The 18,783-nt window shown below is 71.7% G+C and carries 16 protein-coding genes and 1 pseudogene; 14 read left to right on the top strand and 3 right to left on the bottom strand.

Annotated elements, in window-relative coordinates:
• Positions 1-104: 104 nt before the first annotated feature.
• Both ACWDAG_RS15930 and ACWDAG_RS15935 read left to right on the top strand, forming a co-directional pair.
• A complete protein-coding gene (locus ACWDAG_RS15930; RefSeq protein ID WP_450696169.1) occupies positions 105-1,622 on the top strand; it encodes a 3-hydroxyacyl-CoA dehydrogenase in 1,518 nt (505 codons plus the stop codon).
• The gene (locus ACWDAG_RS15935) at positions 1,619-2,209 is read left to right on the top strand and encodes a TetR/AcrR family transcriptional regulator (RefSeq protein ID WP_450696170.1); all 591 of its coding nucleotides are present in this window, start codon (positions 1,619-1,621) and stop codon (positions 2,207-2,209) included. The genes ACWDAG_RS15930 and ACWDAG_RS15935 overlap by 4 nt, the downstream gene beginning before the upstream one ends.
• Before the next feature lie 52 nt (positions 2,210-2,261).
• On the opposite strand, the gene ACWDAG_RS15940 is transcribed toward ACWDAG_RS15935, so the two are convergent.
• Positions 2,262-2,747: an Lrp/AsnC family transcriptional regulator gene (locus ACWDAG_RS15940; protein WP_099930135.1), complete on the bottom strand. Its 486-nt coding sequence runs from the start codon at positions 2,745-2,747 to the stop codon at positions 2,262-2,264.
• A gap of 189 nt (positions 2,748-2,936) precedes the next feature.
• On the opposite strand from ACWDAG_RS15940, the gene pdhA (ACWDAG_RS15945) reads away from it, so the two are divergent.
• The 7 genes from pdhA (ACWDAG_RS15945) (at position 2,937) to ACWDAG_RS15975 (ending at position 10,899) form a co-directional block, all read left to right on the top strand.
• Positions 2,937-4,070, top strand: a complete 1,134-nt coding sequence (gene pdhA, locus ACWDAG_RS15945; protein ID WP_450696171.1) for a pyruvate dehydrogenase (acetyl-transferring) E1 component subunit alpha — start codon at positions 2,937-2,939, stop codon at positions 4,068-4,070.
• On the top strand, positions 4,070-5,074 hold the full coding sequence (locus tag ACWDAG_RS15950; RefSeq protein ID WP_450696172.1) for an alpha-ketoacid dehydrogenase subunit beta: 1,005 nt from the start codon (positions 4,070-4,072) through the stop codon (positions 5,072-5,074). Before pdhA (ACWDAG_RS15945) ends, ACWDAG_RS15950 begins: the two co-directional genes overlap by 1 nt.
• On the top strand, positions 5,074-6,378 hold the full coding sequence (locus ACWDAG_RS15955) for a dihydrolipoamide acetyltransferase family protein (RefSeq protein ID WP_450696173.1): 1,305 nt from the start codon (positions 5,074-5,076) through the stop codon (positions 6,376-6,378). Before ACWDAG_RS15950 ends, ACWDAG_RS15955 begins: the two co-directional genes overlap by 1 nt.
• 74 nt (positions 6,379-6,452) lie before the next feature.
• Positions 6,453-7,403 carry an NTP transferase domain-containing protein gene (locus ACWDAG_RS15960; RefSeq protein ID WP_450696174.1) on the top strand — a complete coding sequence of 317 codons (951 nt, stop codon included), beginning with the start codon at positions 6,453-6,455 and terminating at the stop codon, positions 7,401-7,403.
• A complete protein-coding gene (locus ACWDAG_RS15965) occupies positions 7,400-8,782 on the top strand; it encodes a molybdopterin molybdotransferase MoeA (RefSeq protein WP_450696175.1) in 1,383 nt (460 codons plus the stop codon). The genes ACWDAG_RS15960 and ACWDAG_RS15965 overlap by 4 nt, the downstream gene beginning before the upstream one ends.
• Positions 8,779-9,876, top strand: coding sequence for a potassium channel family protein (locus tag ACWDAG_RS15970; protein ID WP_450696176.1), 1,098 nt, complete (start codon positions 8,779-8,781; stop codon positions 9,874-9,876). Before ACWDAG_RS15965 ends, ACWDAG_RS15970 begins: the two co-directional genes overlap by 4 nt.
• 42 nt (positions 9,877-9,918) lie before the next feature.
• Positions 9,919-10,899 carry an NAD(P)H-quinone oxidoreductase gene (locus ACWDAG_RS15975; RefSeq protein WP_450696177.1) on the top strand — a complete coding sequence of 327 codons (981 nt, stop codon included), beginning with the start codon at positions 9,919-9,921 and terminating at the stop codon, positions 10,897-10,899.
• Between the two features lie 12 nt (positions 10,900-10,911).
• Here ACWDAG_RS15975 and ACWDAG_RS15980 read toward each other — a convergent pair whose 3' ends face one another.
• Positions 10,912-11,064, bottom strand: a complete 153-nt coding sequence (locus ACWDAG_RS15980) for a hypothetical protein (protein ID WP_450696178.1) — start codon at positions 11,062-11,064, stop codon at positions 10,912-10,914.
• A 528-nt stretch (positions 11,065-11,592) separates the two neighbouring features.
• Between ACWDAG_RS15980 and ACWDAG_RS15985 the strand changes: the two are divergent.
• Both ACWDAG_RS15985 and ACWDAG_RS15990 read left to right on the top strand, forming a co-directional pair.
• Positions 11,593-11,988, top strand: a pseudogene (locus ACWDAG_RS15985) (PadR family transcriptional regulator); the annotation flags it as partial.
• 110 nt (positions 11,989-12,098) lie between these two features.
• Positions 12,099-12,635, top strand: a complete 537-nt coding sequence (locus ACWDAG_RS15990) for a bacterial proteasome activator family protein (protein ID WP_450696179.1) — start codon at positions 12,099-12,101, stop codon at positions 12,633-12,635.
• A gap of 91 nt (positions 12,636-12,726) precedes the next feature.
• Here ACWDAG_RS15990 and ACWDAG_RS15995 read toward each other — a convergent pair whose 3' ends face one another.
• Positions 12,727-14,367 carry a protein kinase domain-containing protein gene (locus ACWDAG_RS15995; RefSeq protein ID WP_450696180.1) on the bottom strand — a complete coding sequence of 547 codons (1,641 nt, stop codon included), beginning with the start codon at positions 14,365-14,367 and terminating at the stop codon, positions 12,727-12,729.
• Between the two features lie 334 nt (positions 14,368-14,701).
• Between ACWDAG_RS15995 and ACWDAG_RS16000 the strand changes: the two genes are divergently transcribed.
• The 3 genes from ACWDAG_RS16000 to ACWDAG_RS16010 all read left to right on the top strand — a co-directional run bounded on the left by ACWDAG_RS16000 (position 14,702) and on the right by ACWDAG_RS16010 (position 18,777).
• On the top strand, positions 14,702-16,276 hold the full coding sequence (locus ACWDAG_RS16000; RefSeq protein ID WP_450696181.1) for a protein kinase domain-containing protein: 1,575 nt from the start codon (positions 14,702-14,704) through the stop codon (positions 16,274-16,276).
• Positions 16,277-16,604: 328 nt separating this feature from the next.
• Positions 16,605-17,783, top strand: coding sequence for a pyruvate dehydrogenase (acetyl-transferring) E1 component subunit alpha (gene pdhA, locus ACWDAG_RS16005; RefSeq protein ID WP_450696182.1), 1,179 nt, complete (start codon positions 16,605-16,607; stop codon positions 17,781-17,783).
• 1 nt (position 17,784) lies between these two features.
• The gene (locus tag ACWDAG_RS16010) at positions 17,785-18,777 is read left to right on the top strand and encodes an alpha-ketoacid dehydrogenase subunit beta (protein ID WP_450696183.1); all 993 of its coding nucleotides are present in this window, start codon (positions 17,785-17,787) and stop codon (positions 18,775-18,777) included.
• Positions 18,778-18,783 lie beyond the last annotated feature (6 nt).

Consider the following 18,783-nt stretch of genomic DNA (forward strand, 5'->3'; position numbering starts at 1 on the left):
ACATGGGCAGGAACAGCCGGTCAGAGTTAGAGTAACCGAACGATCGGTCGGGACAAGGGGGCCTGCCGCATCTGTGGAAAACCCCGTGCGGGAGGATCGCGCACATGACAGCACTCGACCTCAGCAGCCCCGTGGCCGTCGTCGGCACCGGCACCATGGGCCAGGGCATCGCCCAGGTCGCGCTGGTCGCAGGCCATCGCGTACGGCTCCACGACGCCGCTGCCGGGCGCGCCTCGGAAGCGGCCGCGGCGATCGGCGCCCGCCTCGACCGGCTCGTCGAGAAGGGCCGGCTCACGGCCGCCGACCGGGACGCGGCACGCGAGCGGCTGCTGCCCGCCCGGAGCCTGGCCGACCTCGCGGACTGCTCCCTGGTCGTCGAGGCCGTCCTGGAACAGCTGGACGCCAAACAGGCCCTGTTCCGTGAGCTGGAGGACATCGTCGCCGAGGACTGTCTGTTCGCGACCAACACCTCCTCCCTGTCCGTCACGGCCATCGGCGGCGCCCTGCGTCACCCCGGGCGCTTCGTCGGCCTGCACTTCTTCAACCCGGCGCCGCTGCTCCCCCTGGTCGAGGTCGTCTCCGGGTTCGCCACCGACGTCTCGTCGGCCACGCGCGCGTACGAGATGGCGCGCGCCTGGGGCAAGACACCGGTCGCCTGCGCCGACACCCCCGGCTTCATCGTCAACCGCATCGCCCGGCCCTTCTACGCCGAGGCCTTCGCCGTGTACGAGGCCCAGGGCGCCGACCCCGCCACCATCGACGCGGTCCTGCGCGAGTCGGGCGGCTTCAGGATGGGCGCCTTCGAACTGACCGACCTCATCGGACAGGACGTCAACGAGTCCGTCACCCACTCCGTGTGGCACTCCTTCTTCCAGGACGTGCGCTTCACGCCCTCCCTCGCCCAGCGGCGCCTGGTCGAGTCGGGCCGGCTCGGCCGCAAGAGCGGTCAGGGCTGGTACGAGTACGGGGACGGCGCCGACCGCCCCGAGCCGCACACCGCGGAGCCCGCGCAGCAGCCCGCGTACGTCGTCGTCGAGGGCGACCTGGGCCCCGCCTCCGAGCTGCTCGCGCTGATCCGCGAGGCGGGCATCGCCGTGCGGGAGGAGGAAGAGGACCACGGCACCCGCCTGGTGCTGCCGAGCGGCGGGCAGCTGGCGCTCGCCGACGGCCAGACCTCCGTCGAGTTCCGCGACGTCGTCTACTTCGACCTCGCCCTCGACTACCGCCGGGCCACCCGTATCGCCCTGTCCGCCTCCCAGGACACCTCGCCGGGGACCCTCGCCGAGGCCACCGGTCTCTTCCAGGCGCTCGGCAAGGACGTCAGCGTCATCGGCGATGTCCCCGGCATGATCGTCGCCCGCACGGTCGCCCGGATCGTCGACCTCGCGCACGACGCCGTCGCCAAGGGCGTGGCCACCGAGGAGGACATCGACACCGCGATGCGCCTGGGCGTCAACTACCCGCTCGGGCCCTTCGAGTGGAGCCGCAGACTCGGCCGCAACTGGGCGTACGCCCTCCTCGACGACCTGCACCTGCGCGACCCCTCCGGGCGCTATGCGCCGTCCCTGGCGCTGTACCGGCATGCGTACGCCTCCGACAAGCGGGAGGGCAGCCAGTCATGACCACCGCCAAGCGCGACACGTACACCCCGGAGACGCTGCTGTCCGTCGCCGTCCAGGTCTTCAACGAGCGCGGCTACGACGGCACCTCCATGGAGCACCTCTCCAGGGCGGCCGGTATCTCCAAGTCGTCGATCTACCACCATGTGGCCGGCAAGGAGGAGCTGCTGCGCCGGGCCGTCAGCCGTGCGCTCGACGGGCTCTTCGGGATCCTCGACGAGGAGCACGCGCGCGTGGGGCGCGCCGCCGATCGCCTGGAGTACGTCGTGCGGCGCATGGTCGAGGTGCTGATCGGCGAACTGCCGTATGTGACGCTGCTGCTGCGCGTGCGGGGCAACACGGGCACCGAGCGGTGGGCCCTGGAGCGGCGCCGCGACTTCGACCACCAGGTGGCCGAGCTGCTGAAGGCGGCGGCCGCCGACGGGGACGTACGCGGTGACGTGGAGATGCGGCTCGCCACCAGGCTCGTCTTCGGGATGATCAACTCGATCGTCGAGTGGTACCGGCCCGACGGGCGGGGTATGAGCGAGCGCGAAGTGGCCGACGCGGTCGTGCAGTTGGTCTTCGGAGGGCTGCGCAAGGAGGCCTGAGCGGCAGCGCAGGGGGCCTGAGCGGCTTCGCAGGGGGCTGGAGCCGCAGGGCTCAGCCCTGTGGCTCCAGGTCCTCCTCCTCGAACACCAGCAGCGTGCGGGTGCTGAGCACTTCGGGCATGGCCTGGAGGCGGGTGAGCACCAGCTCGCGCAGTGCCTTGTTGTCCGGTGTGTGCACCAGCAGCAGTACGTCGAAGTCGCCGCCCACCAGGGCGATGTGGGACGCCCCGGGCAGCCGTGTGAGCTGCTCGCGCACCGTGCGCCAGGAGTTCTGGACGATCTTCAGGGTGATGTACGCCGAAGTGCCCTGACCTGCGCGCTCGTGGTTGACGCGGGCCCCGAAGCCACGGATGACGCCATCCTCGATGAGGCGGTTGATCCGCGCGTAGGCGTTGGCGCGTGAGACGTGCACCCGTTCCGCGACCGAGCGTATGGATGCGCGGCCGTCCGCCTGGAGCATCTGGAGGATGTCCAGATCGATCGCGTCGAGGGGACGCGGCAGCGGTAGGGGACTTCCGCCTTCCGGCCCTTCGGCCATTTGTTCAGGTGCCATGTCCCCCCGCCTCCCTACCATGGACGTACTGCGTTCATTTCAGGTTGTGGAGAACCGTTTGTCCACAGCCTGAAGGTGCCTGTAGCCAAAATGTGCCGACGACCGAACAATCGGTAGGTGAGGCGCATCACACCCGTGGCGCGCCTGAAGCCGCTCCCACGAGGAGGTGCCGTCATGACGGTCATGGAGCAGCGGGGCGGGTATCGGCCATCGCCGCCCCCCGCCTGGCAGCCCCGCACGGACCCCGCGCCGCTGCTGCCCGACGCGGAGCCCTACCGCGTCCTCGGCACGGAGGCCGCCGCGAAGGCCGACCCGGCCCTGCTGCGCCGCCTGTACGCCGAGCTGGTGCGCGGCCGCAGGTACAACGTGCAGGCGACCGCCCTCACCAAGCAGGGCCGCCTCGCCGTCTACCCCTCCAGCACCGGCCAGGAGGCCTGCCAGGTCGCCGCCGCGCTCGCCCTTGAAGACCGCGACTGGCTCTTCCCCAGCTACCGCGACACCCTCGCCGCCGTCGCCCGCGGCCTCGACCCCGTCCAGGCCCTCACCCTGCTGCGTGGCGACTGGCACACCGGCTACGACCCGCACGAGCACCGCGTGGCGCCCCTGTGCACCCCCCTCGCCACCCAGCTCCCGCACGCCGTGGGCCTCGCGCACGCCGCCCGCCTCAAGGGCGACGACGTGGTCGCGCTCGCCCTGGTCGGCGACGGCGGCTCCAGCGAGGGCGACTTCCACGAGGCACTGAACTTCGCCGCCGTCTGGCAGGCCCCGGTGGTCTTCCTGGTCCAGAACAACGGCTTCGCGATCTCCGTACCACTCGCCAAGCAGACCGCGGCCCCGTCGCTGGCCCACAAGGCCGTCGGCTACGGCATGCCCGGCCGCCTGGTCGACGGCAACGACGCGGCCGCCGTGCACGAGGTCCTCACCGACGCCGTGCGGCACGCGCGCGAGGGCCGCGGCCCCACGCTGATCGAGGCGATCACCTACCGCATCGACGCCCACACCAACGCCGACGACGCGACCCGCTACCGCGGCGACACCGAGGTCGAGGCCTGGCGCGCCCACGACCCCATCGCGCTCCTGGAGCACGAACTGACCGAGCGCGGCCTGCTCGACGACGACGGCATCCGGGCCGCCCGCGACGACGCCGAGACCATGGCCGCCGACCTGCGCGAGCGCATGAACCAGGACCCGGTGCTCGACCCGATGGACCTGTTCGCCCAGGTGTACGCCGAGCCCACCGGGCAACTGCGCGAACAGCGGGCCCAGTTGCAGGCGGAGCTGCACGCGGAGCAGGAAGGCGGCCACTGATGACCACCGTCGCCCTCAAGCCGGCCACCATGGCGCAGGCGCTCACACGCGCGCTGCGCGACGCCATGGCCGCCGACCCCACCGTGCACGTCATGGGCGAGGACGTCGGCACCCTCGGCGGTGTCTTCCGCGTCACCGACGGCCTCGCCAAGGAGTTCGGCGAGGACCGCTGCACGGACACGCCCCTGGCCGAGGCGGGCATCCTCGGCACCGCGGTCGGCATGGCCATGTACGGCCTGCGCCCGGTCGTGGAGATGCAGTTCGACGCGTTCGCCTACCCGGCGTTCGAGCAGCTGATCTCGCACGTCTCCCGCATGCGCAACCGCACCCGCGGCACCATGCCGCTCCCGCTCACCATCCGTGTCCCCTACGGCGGCGGAATCGGCGGCGTCGAGCACCACAGCGACTCCTCCGAGGCGTACTACATGGCGACTCCGGGGCTCCATGTCGTCACGCCCGCCACCGTCGCCGACGCCTACGGCCTGCTGCGCGCCGCCATCGCCTCCGACGACCCGGTCGTCTTCCTCGAACCCAAGCGCCTGTACTGGTCCAAGGACTCCTGGAACCCGGAGCACCCGACGGACGTTGAACCGATAGGCCGCGCGGTGGTGCGGCGCTCGGGCCGGAGCGCCACGCTCATCACGTACGGCCCGTCGGTGCCCGTCTGCCTCGAAGCCGCCGAGGCCGCGCGGGCCGAGGGGTGGGACCTCGAAGTCGTCGACCTGCGCTCCCTGGTGCCGTTCGACGACGAGACGGTCTGCGCCTCGGTACGGCGGACCGGGCGCGCGGTCGTCGTGCACGAGTCGGGCGGGTTCGGCGGCCCGGGCGGGGAGATCGCGGCCCGTGTCACGGAGCGCTGCTTCCACCACCTGGAGGCTCCGGTGCTGCGCGTGGCCGGCTTCGACATCCCCTATCCGCCGCCGATGCTGGAGCGCTACCACCTGCCCGGCGTGGACCGGATCCTGGATGCCGTGGGGCGTCTGCAGTGGGAGGCCGAGAGCTGATGGCACAGGTGTTGGAGTTCAGGCTCCCCGACCTCGGGGAGGGGCTCACCGAGGCGGAGATCGTCCGCTGGCTGGTGGAGGTCGGTGACGTCGTCGCCGTCGACCAGCCGGTCGTCGAGGTCGAGACGGCCAAGGCGCTGGTCGACGTACCCTGCCCGTACGGCGGTGTGGTCACCGCCCGCTTCGGCGAGGAGGGCACCGAACTGCCCGTCGGCGCACCGCTGTTGACGGTCGCGGTCGGACCGGCGGCTTCAGGGGGCGAAACCGAGGGCTCGGGCAATGTGCTGGTGGGCTACGGCACTTCGGAGGCACCAGCACGACGCCGGAGGGTACGGCCGGGACAGCCGGCGCCCGCCGCGCCCCGGGAGGCGAACGGCAGCCCCGGCGCACGCGAGGCGGCGGACGGACCCGTTCCCGTGATCTCGCCGCTGGTGCGCAGGCTCGCCCGGCAGAACGGCCTGGACCTCAAGGAGATGACGGGCTCCGGCCCCGACGGGCTGATCCTGCGCGCGGACGTGGAGTACGCGCTGCGTGCAGCCGAGGCACGGGGCCGGACGGCCGAGCCGGTCGCCGAACCCCAGGCGCCCGCGCCGACCCCCACCGCGGCACCCGGCACCGGCGTCCGTATCCCCCTCAAGGGCATCCGGGGCGTCGTGGCCGACAAGCTCTCCCGCAGCCGCCGCGAGATACCGGACGCGACCTGCTGGGTGGACGCCGACGCGACCGAGCTCATGCGCGCCCGTGCCGCGATGAACGCTGCGGGCGGCCCGAAGATCTCCCTTCTCGCCCTGCTGGCCCGCATCTGCACGGCCGCCCTCGCCCGGTTCCCCGAGCTCAACTCCACGGTCGACATGGAGGCCAGGGAGGTCGTCCAGCTCGACCAGGTGCACCTCGGCTTCGCCGCGCAGACCGAGCGGGGCCTCGTCGTCCCGGTCGTACGGGACGCGCACGCGCGCGACGCCGAAGCGCTCACCGCGGAGTTCGCCCGGCTGACCGAGGCGGCCCGCACGGGCAGCCTCACACCGGGGGAACTCACCGGCGGCTCCTTCACGTTGAACAACTACGGCGTCTTCGGTGTCGACGGCTCCACGCCGATCATCAACCACCCCGAGGCCGCCATGCTCGGCGTCGGCCGCATCGTCCCCAAGCCATGGGTGCACGAGGGCGAGCTCGCCGTGCGGCAGGTCGTCCAGCTCTCGCTCACCTTCGACCACCGGGTGTGCGACGGCGGCACGGCAGGCGGCTTCCTGCGGTACGTGGCGGACTGCGTGGAACAGCCGGCGGTCCTGCTGCGCACCCTGTGACGGTGGGGACGCCCGCGCGTTGCGTGTGACGCCCATGCGTTCCCTGTGATCGTGACGGCACGCATACTCGGGGGATGACCTCGCACGAGCCCTCCGGCGACCGCGGCGCCACCCCGGCACACGACGCGTACGACGCCGTCGTGCTCGCCGGGGGCGCCGCCCGGCGGCTCGGCGGCGCCGACAAGCCCGGCGTGCGCGTCGGCGGCCGCGCGCTGCTCGACCGGGTGCTGACCGCCTGCGCCGACGCCCGCACGACCGTCGTCGTCGCCGACTCCAGGCCCACCGCCCGGCCGGTGCTGTGGGCCCGAGAGGACCCGCCCGGCGGGGGACCCCTCGCCGCGCTCGGCGCCGGGCTGCACCACACCACCGCCGAGCAGACCGTGGTGCTCTCCGCCGACCTGCCGTTCCTCGGGGCGGCCACCGTGCGGCGGCTGCTGAGCGCACTGCACACGAGTGACGCCGAAGGCGTCCTGCTCACCGACGCCGACGGCCGCGACCAGCCGCTCGTGGCCGCCTACCGCACGCACGCGCTGCGCCGCGAACTGGCCGCGCTCGCCGCCGGGCACGGCAGTCTCACCGGGCTGCCGCTGCGCCGGCTGACCGCCGCCCTCCACCTCACCCGCGTCCCGGACCCTGTCGCCTCCTTCGACTGCGACACCTGGGACGACATCGCCGCCGCCAGGGCACGCATCAGGGAGCATGGGCACGTGTTGGATGAATGGATTTCCGCAGCCAAGGACGAGCTCGGCATCGACCTCGACGTCGACACCGGTGTCCTGCTCGATCTCGCCCGCGACGCCGCCCACGGGGTGGCCAGGCCCGCGGCACCGCTGACCACCTTCCTCGTCGGCTACGCGGCCGCCCAGGCCGGCGGCGGCCCCGAAGCCGTCGCCGAAGCCGCCCGCAAGGCCGTGGCCCTCGCCCTGCGCTGGGCCGACGAGGCCGACGAGACGGACAAGACAGCCGGTGCCGAGTCCGGCACCGGCCCCGAGGCGGCCGCCGACACCCGCCCGGACGCCCGATGACCGCCCGCTCCGCACGGCCCGGCGAGGACGTCGAGGACCTCGACGTCGAGGAGGTGCTCGCCCTGGTGAAGGAACCCGACCACCGCACCCCCGACCACCGCACCCCCGGCGACTCGGTGCCCGCGCCCGCCCCGCAGGACCCTCACCACACCGCGCCGCACAAGTCCGACTCCCACCACAGGGCCACCCCCTGGCCCGAAGCCCGCGCGATCGCCGCACGCGCCGCCCGGTCCGGCGCCCGCCGCCCCCTCGTCTCGGTCCCCCTGGAAGCCGCCCTCGGCCTCACCCTGGCCGCCCCCCTCACCGCCCTCACGGACCTGCCCTCCTTCGACACCTCGGCCATGGACGGCTGGGCGGTCGCGGGACCCGGCCCCTGGGACGTACGGGAAGAGGGCGTGCTGGCCGGACACGCCGAGCCCGAAGCCCTCAGCGACGGCGAGGCCGTACGTATCGCCACCGGCGCCCGCATCCCCCCGGACACCACCGCCGTGATCCGCAGCGAACACGGCCGCACCGACGACAAGGGCCGTCTGCACGCCACCCGCGACATGCAGCACGGCCAGGACATCCGCCCCCGCGGCCAGGAGTGCCGCACCGGCGACCAGCTCCTGCCCGTCGGCGCCCTGGTGACCCCCGCCGTACTCGGCCTCGCCGCGGCCGCCGGCTACGACACCCTCACCGCCGTCCCCCGCCCCCGCGTCGAGGTCCTCGTCCTGGGCGACGAACTGCTCACCGAGGGACGGCCGCACGACGGTCTGATCCGGGACGCCCTCGGCCCTATGCTGCCGCCCTGGCTGCGCGCGCTGGGCGCCGAGGTGACCTCCGTACGAAGGCTCGGCGACGACGCGAAGGCCCTGCGCAAGGCCGTCACGGGCTCCGAGGCCGACCTGATCGTCACCACCGGCGGCACCGCCTCCGGCCCCGTCGACCACGTCCACCCGACCCTGCAGCGCATCGGCGCCGAACTCCTCGTGGACGGTGTGAAGGTGCGGCCCGGCCACCCCATGCTGCTGGCCCGCACCAAGGAGAACCAGCACCTCGTCGGCCTGCCCGGCAACCCGCTCGCCGCCGTCTCCGGCCTGCTCACCCTCGCCGAACCCCTGCTGCGCACGCTCGCCGCACGTCCCGCCCCGGAGTCGTATGCCCTGCCGCTCCAGGACGGGGCCCACGGGCATCCGTACGACACCCGGCTCATCCCCGTCGTGCTGCGCGGCGACATCGCCGTGCCGCTGCACTACAACGGTCCGGCCATGTTGCGCGGCATCGCCGCGGCCGACGCCCTCGCCGTCGTCCCACCGGGCGGCGCCCGCCCGGGTCAGGAGCTGGAGCTCCTCGACCTGCCCTGGGCGTCCGCCGGAATCGGGGTGTGTTTCACGTGAAACTTCCGGGCCATGACGCGATCGCCCGCCAAGCGGACGAACATCTCGTGACCCATCGGGTGAGACTGCCGAGGAAGGTGGTCGAGCGGCCGATCCGCCAGGTCGCCAAACGGCTGTTACTGGCCCTGGCGGTCCTGGTCGCGACCGCCCTGATCGTCTACGCCGACCACGACGGCTACAACGACAACTCCGACCGATCGGTCGACCTGCTCGACGCCTTCTACTACGCGACCGTCACCCTCTCCACCACCGGATACGGCGACATCACCCCGGTCAGCGACGCCGCCCGGTTCACCAACATCTTCGTCGTCACGCCGCTGCGCGTGCTCTTCCTGATCATCCTGGTGGGCACCACGCTCGAGGTCCTCACCGAGCGCACCCGGGAGGAATGGCGAATGAACCGCTGGAGGTCCACCTTGCGCGACCACACCGTCGTCGTCGGCTTCGGGACGAAGGGGCGGTCGGCGATCAAGACCGTGTGTGCGACCGGACTGAAGAAGGAGCAGGTCGTGGTGGTCGACCCCAGCTCCAAGGTGATCGAGGCGGCGACGGCCGAGGGCTACGCCGGTGTGGTCGGGGACGCGACGCGCAGCGATGTGCTCAAGCGGGCCGAGGTGCACCGGGCGCGGCAGATCATCATCGCCACCCAGCGCGACGACACGGCCGTACTGGTCACGCTGACGGCCCGGCAGCTCAACCGTGCGGCGAAGATCGTGGCCGCGGTGCGCGAGGAGGAGAACGCGCCGCTGCTGCAGCAGTCCGGCGCCGACGCGGTCATCACCAGCGCCAGTGCCGCCGGCCGTCTGCTCGGCCTGTCCGTGCTCAGCCCGGCGGCCGCCATGGTCATGGAGGACCTCATCCAGCAGGGCAGCGGGCTCGACATGATCGAGCGACCGGTCGTGAAGGCCGAGGTGGGCAAGGCACCGCGGGAGACAGAGGACCTGGTCGTGAGCGTCGTACGCGGGCACCGGGTGCTCGGATACGATGATCCGGCCGTCGGGACACTGCAGTTGACGGACCGGCTGATCACCATCGTGCGGGCGACGCCGGGCGCACAGGTCGCACCCGACGTCCGGCCCCTCCGACAGGACTGAGACCTACCGGAACGGCGAGGGGGAGGGAGTAGCGTCCCCCTCATGCATGCGATCACGATTCCCGAACCTGGTGGGCCCGAGGCGCTGGTGTGGGACGAGGTCCCGGATCCGGTGGCCGGTGAGGGCGAGGTCCTGGTCGAGGTGGTGGCCGGCGCCGTCAACCGCGCCGACATCCTGCAGCGGCAGGGCTTCTACGACCCGCCGCCCGGGTCGTCCCCCTACCCCGGCCTCGAGTGCTCCGGCCGTATCGCCGCGGTCGGCCCCGGAGTCTCCGGCTGGGCGGTCGGCGACGAGGTGTGTGCGCTGCTCGCGGGCGGCGGCTACGCCGAGAAGGTCGCGATCCCGGCCGGACAGCTGCTGCCCGTCCCCAAGGGCATCGACCTCAAGCAGGCCGCCGCGCTGCCCGAGGTGGTCTGCACGGTCTGGTCGAACGTCTTCATGATCTCCCACCTGCGCCCCGGCGAGACCCTGCTCGTGCACGGCGGCTCCAGCGGCATCGGCACCATGGCGATCCAACTGGCCAAGGCCGTCGGCGCCAAGGTCGCCGTCACGGCGGGCACCGAGGAGAAGCTGCGGCAGTGCGCCGCACTGGGTGCCGACATCCTGATCAACTACCGGGAGCAGGACTTCGTCGCCGAGGTCAAGAAGGCCACGGACGGCGCGGGCGCCGACGTCATCCTCGACAACATGGGCGCCAAGTACCTGGACCGCAACATCCAGACCCTCGCGGTCAACGGCCGTCTCGCGATCATCGGCATGCAGGGCGGCATCAAGGGCGAGCTGAACATCGCCGCGCTGCTGAACAAGCGGGCCGCCGTCAGCGCGACCTCGCTGCGGGCCCGCCCGCTCGGTGAGAAGGCGGCGATCGTCGCGGCCGTACGCGAGCATGTGTGGCCCCTGCTCGACGCCGGCCATGTCCGCCCCGTCGTCGACCGCGAACTCCCGATGGACGACGCGGCGGCGGCCCACCGGGTCGTCGAGGAGAGCGGACACGTGGGCAAGGTGCTGCTGGTCGTGCCCTGAGCCCCGGGTTCTCTAGGCCCGCCGCATCCGCAGGCCGATGAAGGCGAGTCCCAGGCCGAGCCCGATCAGGACCAGTCCGCTGCCCAGCGGCAGGATCCGCAGGACGGGTTCGGTGGGCTGCCCGGCGGCTTGCGCCCCGGGACGCTGCGCGGGCCTGGAGGGCACCAGGCCCGCCTCCGCGGGCGGCGACGCCGAGGCGGCCTGACCCGTATCGGCCTCCCCCTCCTGGGAGGCCGATTCCTCGTCCCCCTCGTCCGAGGGGGCGGACGCGGACTCGTCCGCAGTCTCCCGTCGCCCGGGCCGCTCCCGCCCCTCCCCTGCCCGGCTCCCGGCGCGGGACGGCTGCGGGGAGGCGGAGGGGGACGCAGACGCGGAGGCAGTTCGAGAAGCAGCCGCAGGGGCTCCCTCAGCAGCCGTGCGACCAGCGTCGTGCGCCGTGACGCTCCCGTGTACCGGTGCGGCCCCGGGCGTCGAAACGCTCCCGTGCGTCGACACACCGCCGTAAGACGCAACAGCCCCGTACGACGCACCGCCCGCGCACGGAAACACCAGTACGCCCGCCCCCACCCCCACCACCAGTCCGGCCCCCTGCAAAGCACGCAACCATGGATTCACGCCCCAAGCGTCACATTCGCCCGTAGTTCCGGCATTCCGGGTTCCGCCAAAAAACCGAACCCGCTGCACAATCCGGGTATGTCGATTCGTCACGGGCTGCTGGCGCTCCTCGACGACGGCCCTCGCTACGGCTCCCGGCTGCGCACCGAGTTCGAGGCCCGCACGGCCGGCTGGAACGGGACGCGATGGTCGTCCAGGACGGCGAGGACGCGGCCGGGCGCGTGCTCTACACGCTGACCGAGACGGGCCGGGCCGAGCTGCGGGCCTGGTTCGCGCGTCCCGTGCATCGGGCCGCCCCGCCGGCATGTGGCTCAGGCGCTGCACGACTACGTACGGCAGCGGGCGCAGGCGCTGGGCCGCACGCCCGGGAACCCGGACGAGCCGGCGCGGCTGGTCGTGCTGGAGCAGCTCATCTGCCCCACGGAGGCCGAGATCCGCCGGCTGGACCCCTGCGAGGCCCGGCTGCTGCGCCTGAGGACGGAAACTCACACGCCGTGACGGAAACTCCCGCACCGTAAACGGTGGATCACCCTCCACGGGGGGCACCACGGTGATGAGATGCACACGTGCGAGAGAATGGCGGCATGGAGATGCCGAGGAACGACAGGTCGCCGGAGACCCCCCAGATCCTGGTCGTGGGCCAGGACGGCATGGCAATCGGCGGTGGGGACGACGACTCCCGCGAGATTCCGGTGACGGAGCAGGTCGAGCAGCCGGCCAAGGTGATGCGGATCGGCAGCATGATCAAGCAGCTCCTGGAGGAGGTGCGCGTGGCTCCTCTGGACGAGGCGAGCCGGGTCCGGCTCAAGGAGATCCACCGCAGCTCGGTGAAGGAGCTGGAGGACGGGCTGGCGCCGGAGCTGGTCGAGGAACTGGAGCGGCTCTCGCTGCCCTTCACGGACGACGGCACGCCCAGTGACGCCGAACTGCGTATCGCGCAGGCCCAGTTGGTGGGCTGGCTGGAGGGCCTCTTCCACGGCATCCAGACCACGCTGTTCGCCCAGCAGATGGCCGCGCGGGCCCAGCTGGAGCAGATGCGGCGCGCACTGCCGCCGGGCGTCGGCCACGACATGGGCGAGGACGGTCCCACGGCCGGCCGCTCGGGCGGGCCGTACCTGTAGTCACCTGCACGACCTGTAGCGACATGAGCGAAAGGGCCCGGCGGCTTCGGCCGCCGGGCCCTTCGTCATGTGTGCGAACGGCTGCCCGGGGTCAGGACGGGTTGCCCGTCGAGACGTCGACCGTGATCTCGACCTTGTCCGGGTCGACGTCCGAGCCGGCCTCGGGGGACTGGTCGATCACCGCGCCCTCGCCGTAGGTGTTCTCGTCGTAGTCCTTGACCACCAGCGACCAGCCCGCGGCGTCCGCGCACTCCTTGACCGACTCGATGTACTTGAACCGGAAGTCGGGCACGCGGATCTTGTTCTCGTCGGTGTACGACTCCTGCGGCTCCGTGCACTCCGTCGAGTCGATCACCTTGGTGGTGTCCGGCCCGCGCCAGTCCGCCGCGTGCGTCGTCGTGGGGTCCGGGCTGCTGCCGCCGCTGCCCCCGTCGCCGCCGCTTCCTCCGCCACCGCCGTTGAGCGCCAAAGCCGCGATCAGGCCGCCGACGGCGATGATCGAGACGACGATCGTGCCGATGACCACCGACTTGTTGTTCTTGCTGCCGCCCGCGGGCCCGGCCGGCCGCTGCTGCGGAGTGAGGTTGTACGGCGGCGGGGTCTGCGGCTGCGCATACGGGGACGGCGTCCGGTAGCCGCCCTGCTGCGGGTAGCCGTACGCCGGAGAAGGAGGCGGTGTCGGCGCGCTGTACGGGTTGGGGTTCGGGGTCGGCGGCTGGGGCGGCTGGTACGGCGTCTGGACGGGGCCCGGCGGTGCCTGGGGCGCCTGGCCGACCGGCGGGAACACCGCTGCGCCGACGCCGGTGCCGCTCTGGGTGCGCGTGCCCGGCACGATGCTCGGCGGGGCGGCCTGGACGGACGCCGCCACCCGCAGGCACTCGTCGCGCATCGACTCGGAGCTCGGAAAACGCTCGTTCGGGTTCTTCTTCAGCGCGCGGGCGACCAGCGCGTCCACCGCGGGAGGCAGCGCCCGGTTGATCGACGAAGGAGCCACCGGCTCCTCCTGCACATGCGCGTAAGCGATCGCCAGCGGCGAGTCCGCCTCGAACGGCAGCCGCCCGGTGACCAGTTGGAACAGCATGATGCCGACCGAGTACAGATCGGAGCGGGCGTCCACGCCCCGCCCCAGCGCCTGCTCCGGCGACAGGTACTGCGGGGTGCCGACGACCATGCCGGTCTGTGTCATGGACGTCACACCGGACTGCATGGCGCGCGCGATGCCGAAGTCCATGACCTTGACGACGCCGCGCTTGGTGACCATCACGTTGCCCGGCTTGATGTCCCGGTGGACCAGGCCCATCTCGTGGCTGATCTCCAGCGCCGCGAGAACATCGGCGGTGATCTTCAGCGCCTTGTCGGCGGGCATCGCGCCGAACTGCCGTACGTCCTCGTCGAGCACCGAGCCCAGTGGGCGGCCCTCGACGTACTCCATGACGATGTACGGAGTGGTCAATCCGTCGAGGCTGTCCTCGCCGGTGTCGAAGACCGAGACGATATTGGTGTGCGTGAGCTTCGCCACGGCCTGGGCCTCGCGGCGGAAGCGCTCGCGGAAGGCCTGCTCGCGGCCGAGCTCGGTGTGCAGCGTCTTGATCGCGACCTGGCGGTCGAGCACGGAGTCGTAGGCCAGGTGCACGGAGGCCATGCCGCCCTCGCCGAGCAGGTCGCGCAGTTGATAGCGGCCGCCGGCGAGCGCCCGCCCCGCATACCGGCCCTGTGCGCCGTCCTGGCTCATGTTCCGCTTCCCCCGTGGGCCTTGAGGCGCCGTTGACTGCCGATGATCGAAAGTGCTATTCCCGGCCAAGTCTGCCCCAGGGCACTGACACGTCAAGCGCGGTGCCCGATCCGTGACCGTACGCGATAGAAGCGTCGCGGGAGCGTTACAGAGGCTGTACGGGCGGCACACAGAACTTGCACGCACTGACGGGGTGACGGTTTGATGGCCGGTCCGTCCTGTGCCGGTTCCCGCCCCCTTCTCGGACCGGCGGCTTGCGTTGAGGCTGTAGCGTGGCCGACGGAGACCGTAACAACACCGCGCGCACCGCGGGCAGAAACGACGGCGAGGACTGATGGCACAGCAGCAGCGCGCCCAGGGCCCGTCCGACCCCGAGGCGACTGGCGGCGGTATGTCAGATGCGCCGGAAATGTGGGGGAACGGCGGATTGGTCGGGGACGGCCGGTACCGGCTGACCCACAGACTCGGCCGGGGCGGCATGGCGGAGGTTTTCGCCGCGGAGGACGTGCGCCTCGGGCGCACCGTCGCGGTCAAGCTGCTCCGTGCCGACCTCGCCGAGGACCCGGTCTCCAAGGCCCGCTTCACGCGCGAGGCCCAGTCGGTGGCCGGCCTCAACCACCACGCGATCGTCGCCGTGTACGACTCCGGCGAGGACTATGTGGGCGGCCACTCGGTGCCGTACATCGTGATGGAGATCGTCGAGGGCCGCACCATCCGCGACCTGCTGATCAACGCCGAGGCGCCCGGTCCGGAGCAGGCCCTGATCATCGTCTCCGGTGTGCTGGAGGCGCTCGCCTACTCGCACCAGCACGGCATCGTGCACCGCGACATCAAGCCGGCGAACGTGATCATCACGCACACCGGTGCGGTGAAGGTGATGGACTTCGGCATCGCCCGTGCCCTGCACGGCGCGCAGTCGACGATGACCCAGACCGGCATGGTCATGGGCACGCCGCAGTACCTCTCCCCGGAGCAGGCGCTCGGCAAGGCCGTCGACCACCGCTCCGACCTGTACGCGACGGGCTGCCTCCTCTACGAACTCCTCGCGCTGCGGCCCCCGTTCACGGGTGAGACCCCACTGTCGGTGGTCTACCAGCACGTCCAGGACATCCCCACGCCGCCGTCCGAGGTCGCCGCCGCCTCGCCGCCGGAGCTCGACGGCCTCGTCATGCGATCGCTCGCCAAGGAGCCGGACGACCGCTTCCAGACCGCCGAGGAGATGCGCGGCCTCGTCCAGTACGGGCTGCAGATGCTGTACGACCAGGGCGGCCACACCGGCACCTGGAACACCGGCCCGGTCGCCATGCACGAGGGCCGGCACACCCCGGCCGCGGGCTTCGCGAGCACGACGGTGCTGCCGCACCCCGGCGACTCCTCCGGTACGACGCAGATCCCGCAGCCGATCCTGCCGTCCGGCTACGGCGGCGGGGACGACGGCGGCTTCGAGGGGCACGGCAACAGGGGCAGCGGCCGCGGCAAGCTGTGGATCCTCGCGGTCTTCGCGGTGATCGCCATCGCGGCGGGTGTCGCGCTGGCGCTGCACAAGACCGGCAACGGCAGCGGCGGCGGCAGCGACACCACACAGTCCCCGACCACCTCGCAGACCACCAAGGACGACACGGCCACCGACCAGCCGACCGACCAGCCGACCGACCAGCCGACGGACACGTCCACCCACAACGGCACCGGCACGAGCTCCGGGACCGGGAACTACACGCCGTCCTACACGCCGTCGTACACCCCGTCCCACACCCCGAGCAGCCGGCCGAGCACCGAGCCGACGGACCAGCCGACCACCGCGGACCCGACGGACGACCCGGTCCCGTCGACCCCGCCGTCGGACCCGCCGTCGGACCCGGGAACGGGTCCCGGCGGCCCGACGGGGGACACGTCGGGCATCGGCGGCTGACCGCCGCCCTGGCTCGCCCGAGGTGAAGCCTTCCCGTGACGTGGGTCACCGGGATAACGTGCCGTTGTTCCGGCCCCCTGCAAGGCTGTGACCAGGAGATGTTCCCGGCTTTCGCGATTTACTTGGAAATCCAAGCAAAATCGCAGGTCAGGAGGGGTTTCACAGAAATGTGGAGCACTGGGTAACGTGCTTTTTGCAGGGCGCTCGCCGGGGCACCTGTCACGCCTGTCCCCGACCGGGCCGCACCCACCCTGTGCGTCCGTAGGGCTGCAGGTGAGCCGCACTGGCACCCGGCGAACCCGGATGCCGGACCGACGGAGGAGCACACGTGACCGTGGAGAGCACTGCCGCGCGCAAGCCGCGACGCAGCGCCGGTACCAAGAGCACGGCCGGCAAGACGACCACCGCAAGGAAATCGCCGAGCACGGACCCTGAGCTCGTACAGCTGCTGACGCCCGAGGGCGAGCGCGTGAAGAACGCCGAGTACGACGAGTACGTCGCCGGCATCACCCCCGATGAGCTCCGCGGCCTGTACCGCGACATGGTGCTCACCCGCCGCTTCGACGCCGAGGCCACCTCCCTGCAGCGCCAGGGCGAGCTGGGCCTGTGGGCCTCGCTGCTCGGCCAGGAGGCCGCCCAGATCGGCTCGGGGCGGGCCACCCGCGAGGACGACTACGTCTTCCCGACCTACCGCGAGCACGGCGTCGCCTGGTGCCGCGGGGTCGACCCGACCAACCTGCTGGGCATGTTCCGCGGCGTGAACAACGGCGGCTGGGACCCCAACAGCAACAACTTCCAGCTCTACACGATCGTCATCGGCTCCCAGACGCTGCATGCCACGGGCTACGCGATGGGCGTTGCCAAGGACGGCGCGGACAGCGCGGTCATCGCCTACTTCGGCGACGGCGCCTCCAGCCAGGGCGACGTGGCCGAGTCCTTCACCTTCTCCGCGGTCTACAACGCCCCGGTCGTGTTCTTCTGCCAGAACAACCAGTGGGCGATCTCCGAGCCGACCGAGAAGCAGACCCGCGTACCGCTGTACCAGCGTGCGCAGGGCTTCGGCTTCCCCGGTGTCCGGGTCGACGGCAACGACGTACTGGCCTGCCTCGCGGTGACGAAGTGGGCCCTGGAGCGCGCCCGCCGCGGTGAGGGCCCCACCCTCGTCGAGGCGTACACGTACCGCATGGGCGCCCACACCACCTCCGACGACCCGACCAAGTACCGGGCCGACGAGGAGCGCGAGGCCTGGGAGGCGAAGGACCCGATCCTGCGCCTTCGCCGGTACCTGGAGGCCTCAAACCACGCGGACGAGGGATTCTTCGCGGAACTCGAGGCCGAGAGCGAGGCGTTGGGCAAACGAGTGCGTGAGGCGGTCCGCGCCATGCCGGACCCGGACCACTTCGCCATCTTCGAGAACGTGTACGCGGACGGGCATGCGCTCGTCGACGAGGAGCGAGCCCAGTTCGCCGCCTACCAGGCGTCGTTCGCGGATGAGGGGGGCAACTGAGATGGCTGAGACTGTGACGTCCAAAAGCATGGCTCTCGCCAAGGCGATCAACGAGTCGCTGCGCCGCGCCCTGGAGTCCGACCCCAAGGTCCTGATCATGGGCGAGGATGTCGGCAAGCTGGGCGGAGTCTTCCGTGTGACGGACGGCCTGCAGAAGGACTTCGGCGAGAGCCGGGTCATCGACACCCCGCTCGCCGAGTCCGGAATCGTCGGTACGGCCATCGGTCTGGCCCTGCGCGGCTACCGCCCGGTCGTGGAGATCCAGTTCGACGGCTTCGTCTTCCCCGCCTACGACCAGATCGTCACGCAGCTCGCGAAGATGCACGCGCGCTCGCTCGGCAAGGTCAAGCTCCCGGTCGTCGTGCGCATCCCCTACGGCGGCGGCATCGGCGCGGTCGAGCACCACTCCGAGTCCCCCGAGGCCCTCTTCGCGCACGTGGCGGGCCTGAAGATCGTCAGCCCCTCCAACGCGTCGGACGCGTACTGGATGATGCAGCAGGCCATCCAGAGCGACGACCCGGTGATCTTCTTCGAGCCCAAGCGGCGCTACTGGGACAAGGCCGAGGTCAACACCGAGGCCATCCCCGGCCCGCTGCACAAGGCCCAGGTGGTCCGCGAGGGCACCGACCTGACCCTCGTCGCGTACGGCCCGATGGTGAAGCTCTGCCAGGAGGTCGCCGCCGCGGCCGCCGAGGAGGGCAAGAACCTGGAGGTCCTGGACCTGCGCTCGGTGTCCCCGCTGGACTTCGACGCCATCCAGGCGTCGGTGGAGAAGACCCGCCGCCTGGTGGTGGTCCACGAGGCCCCGGTGTTCTTCGGCTCGGGCGCGGAGATCGCCGCCCGCATCACGGAGCGCTGCTTCTACCACCTGGAGGCACCGGTCCTCAGGGTCGGTGGCTACCACGCCCCGTACCCGCCGGCCCGCCTGGAGGAGGAGTACCTGCCGGGCCTGGACCGGGTGCTCGACGCCGTCGACCGCGCCCTGGCGTACTGAGGAGAG

Source organism: Streptomyces sp. NPDC001157 (genome assembly GCF_053598255.1).

Coding starts and splice junctions, on each gene's coding strand:
- ACWDAG_RS15955 (WP_450696173.1), top strand. CDS start 5,074: ATGGCACAGGTGTTGGAGTTCAGGCTCCCCGACCTCGGGGAGGGGCTC.
- ACWDAG_RS15930 (WP_450696169.1), top strand. CDS start 105: ATGACAGCACTCGACCTCAGCAGCCCCGTGGCCGTCGTCGGCACCGGC.
- pdhA (WP_450696171.1), top strand. CDS start 2,937: ATGACGGTCATGGAGCAGCGGGGCGGGTATCGGCCATCGCCGCCCCCC.
- ACWDAG_RS15965 (WP_450696175.1), top strand. CDS start 7,400: ATGACCGCCCGCTCCGCACGGCCCGGCGAGGACGTCGAGGACCTCGAC.
- ACWDAG_RS15990 (WP_450696179.1), top strand. CDS start 12,099: ATGGAGATGCCGAGGAACGACAGGTCGCCGGAGACCCCCCAGATCCTG.
- ACWDAG_RS15950 (WP_450696172.1), top strand. CDS start 4,070: ATGACCACCGTCGCCCTCAAGCCGGCCACCATGGCGCAGGCGCTCACA.
- ACWDAG_RS15940 (WP_099930135.1), bottom strand. CDS start 2,747: ATGGCCGAAGGGCCGGAAGGCGGAAGTCCCCTACCGCTGCCGCGTCCC.
- ACWDAG_RS15975 (WP_450696177.1), top strand. CDS start 9,919: ATGCATGCGATCACGATTCCCGAACCTGGTGGGCCCGAGGCGCTGGTG.
- ACWDAG_RS16010 (WP_450696183.1), top strand. CDS start 17,785: ATGGCTGAGACTGTGACGTCCAAAAGCATGGCTCTCGCCAAGGCGATC.
- ACWDAG_RS15960 (WP_450696174.1), top strand. CDS start 6,453: ATGACCTCGCACGAGCCCTCCGGCGACCGCGGCGCCACCCCGGCACAC.
- ACWDAG_RS15935 (WP_450696170.1), top strand. CDS start 1,619: ATGACCACCGCCAAGCGCGACACGTACACCCCGGAGACGCTGCTGTCC.
- ACWDAG_RS16000 (WP_450696181.1), top strand. CDS start 14,702: ATGGCACAGCAGCAGCGCGCCCAGGGCCCGTCCGACCCCGAGGCGACT.
- ACWDAG_RS15995 (WP_450696180.1), bottom strand. CDS start 14,367: ATGAGCCAGGACGGCGCACAGGGCCGGTATGCGGGGCGGGCGCTCGCC.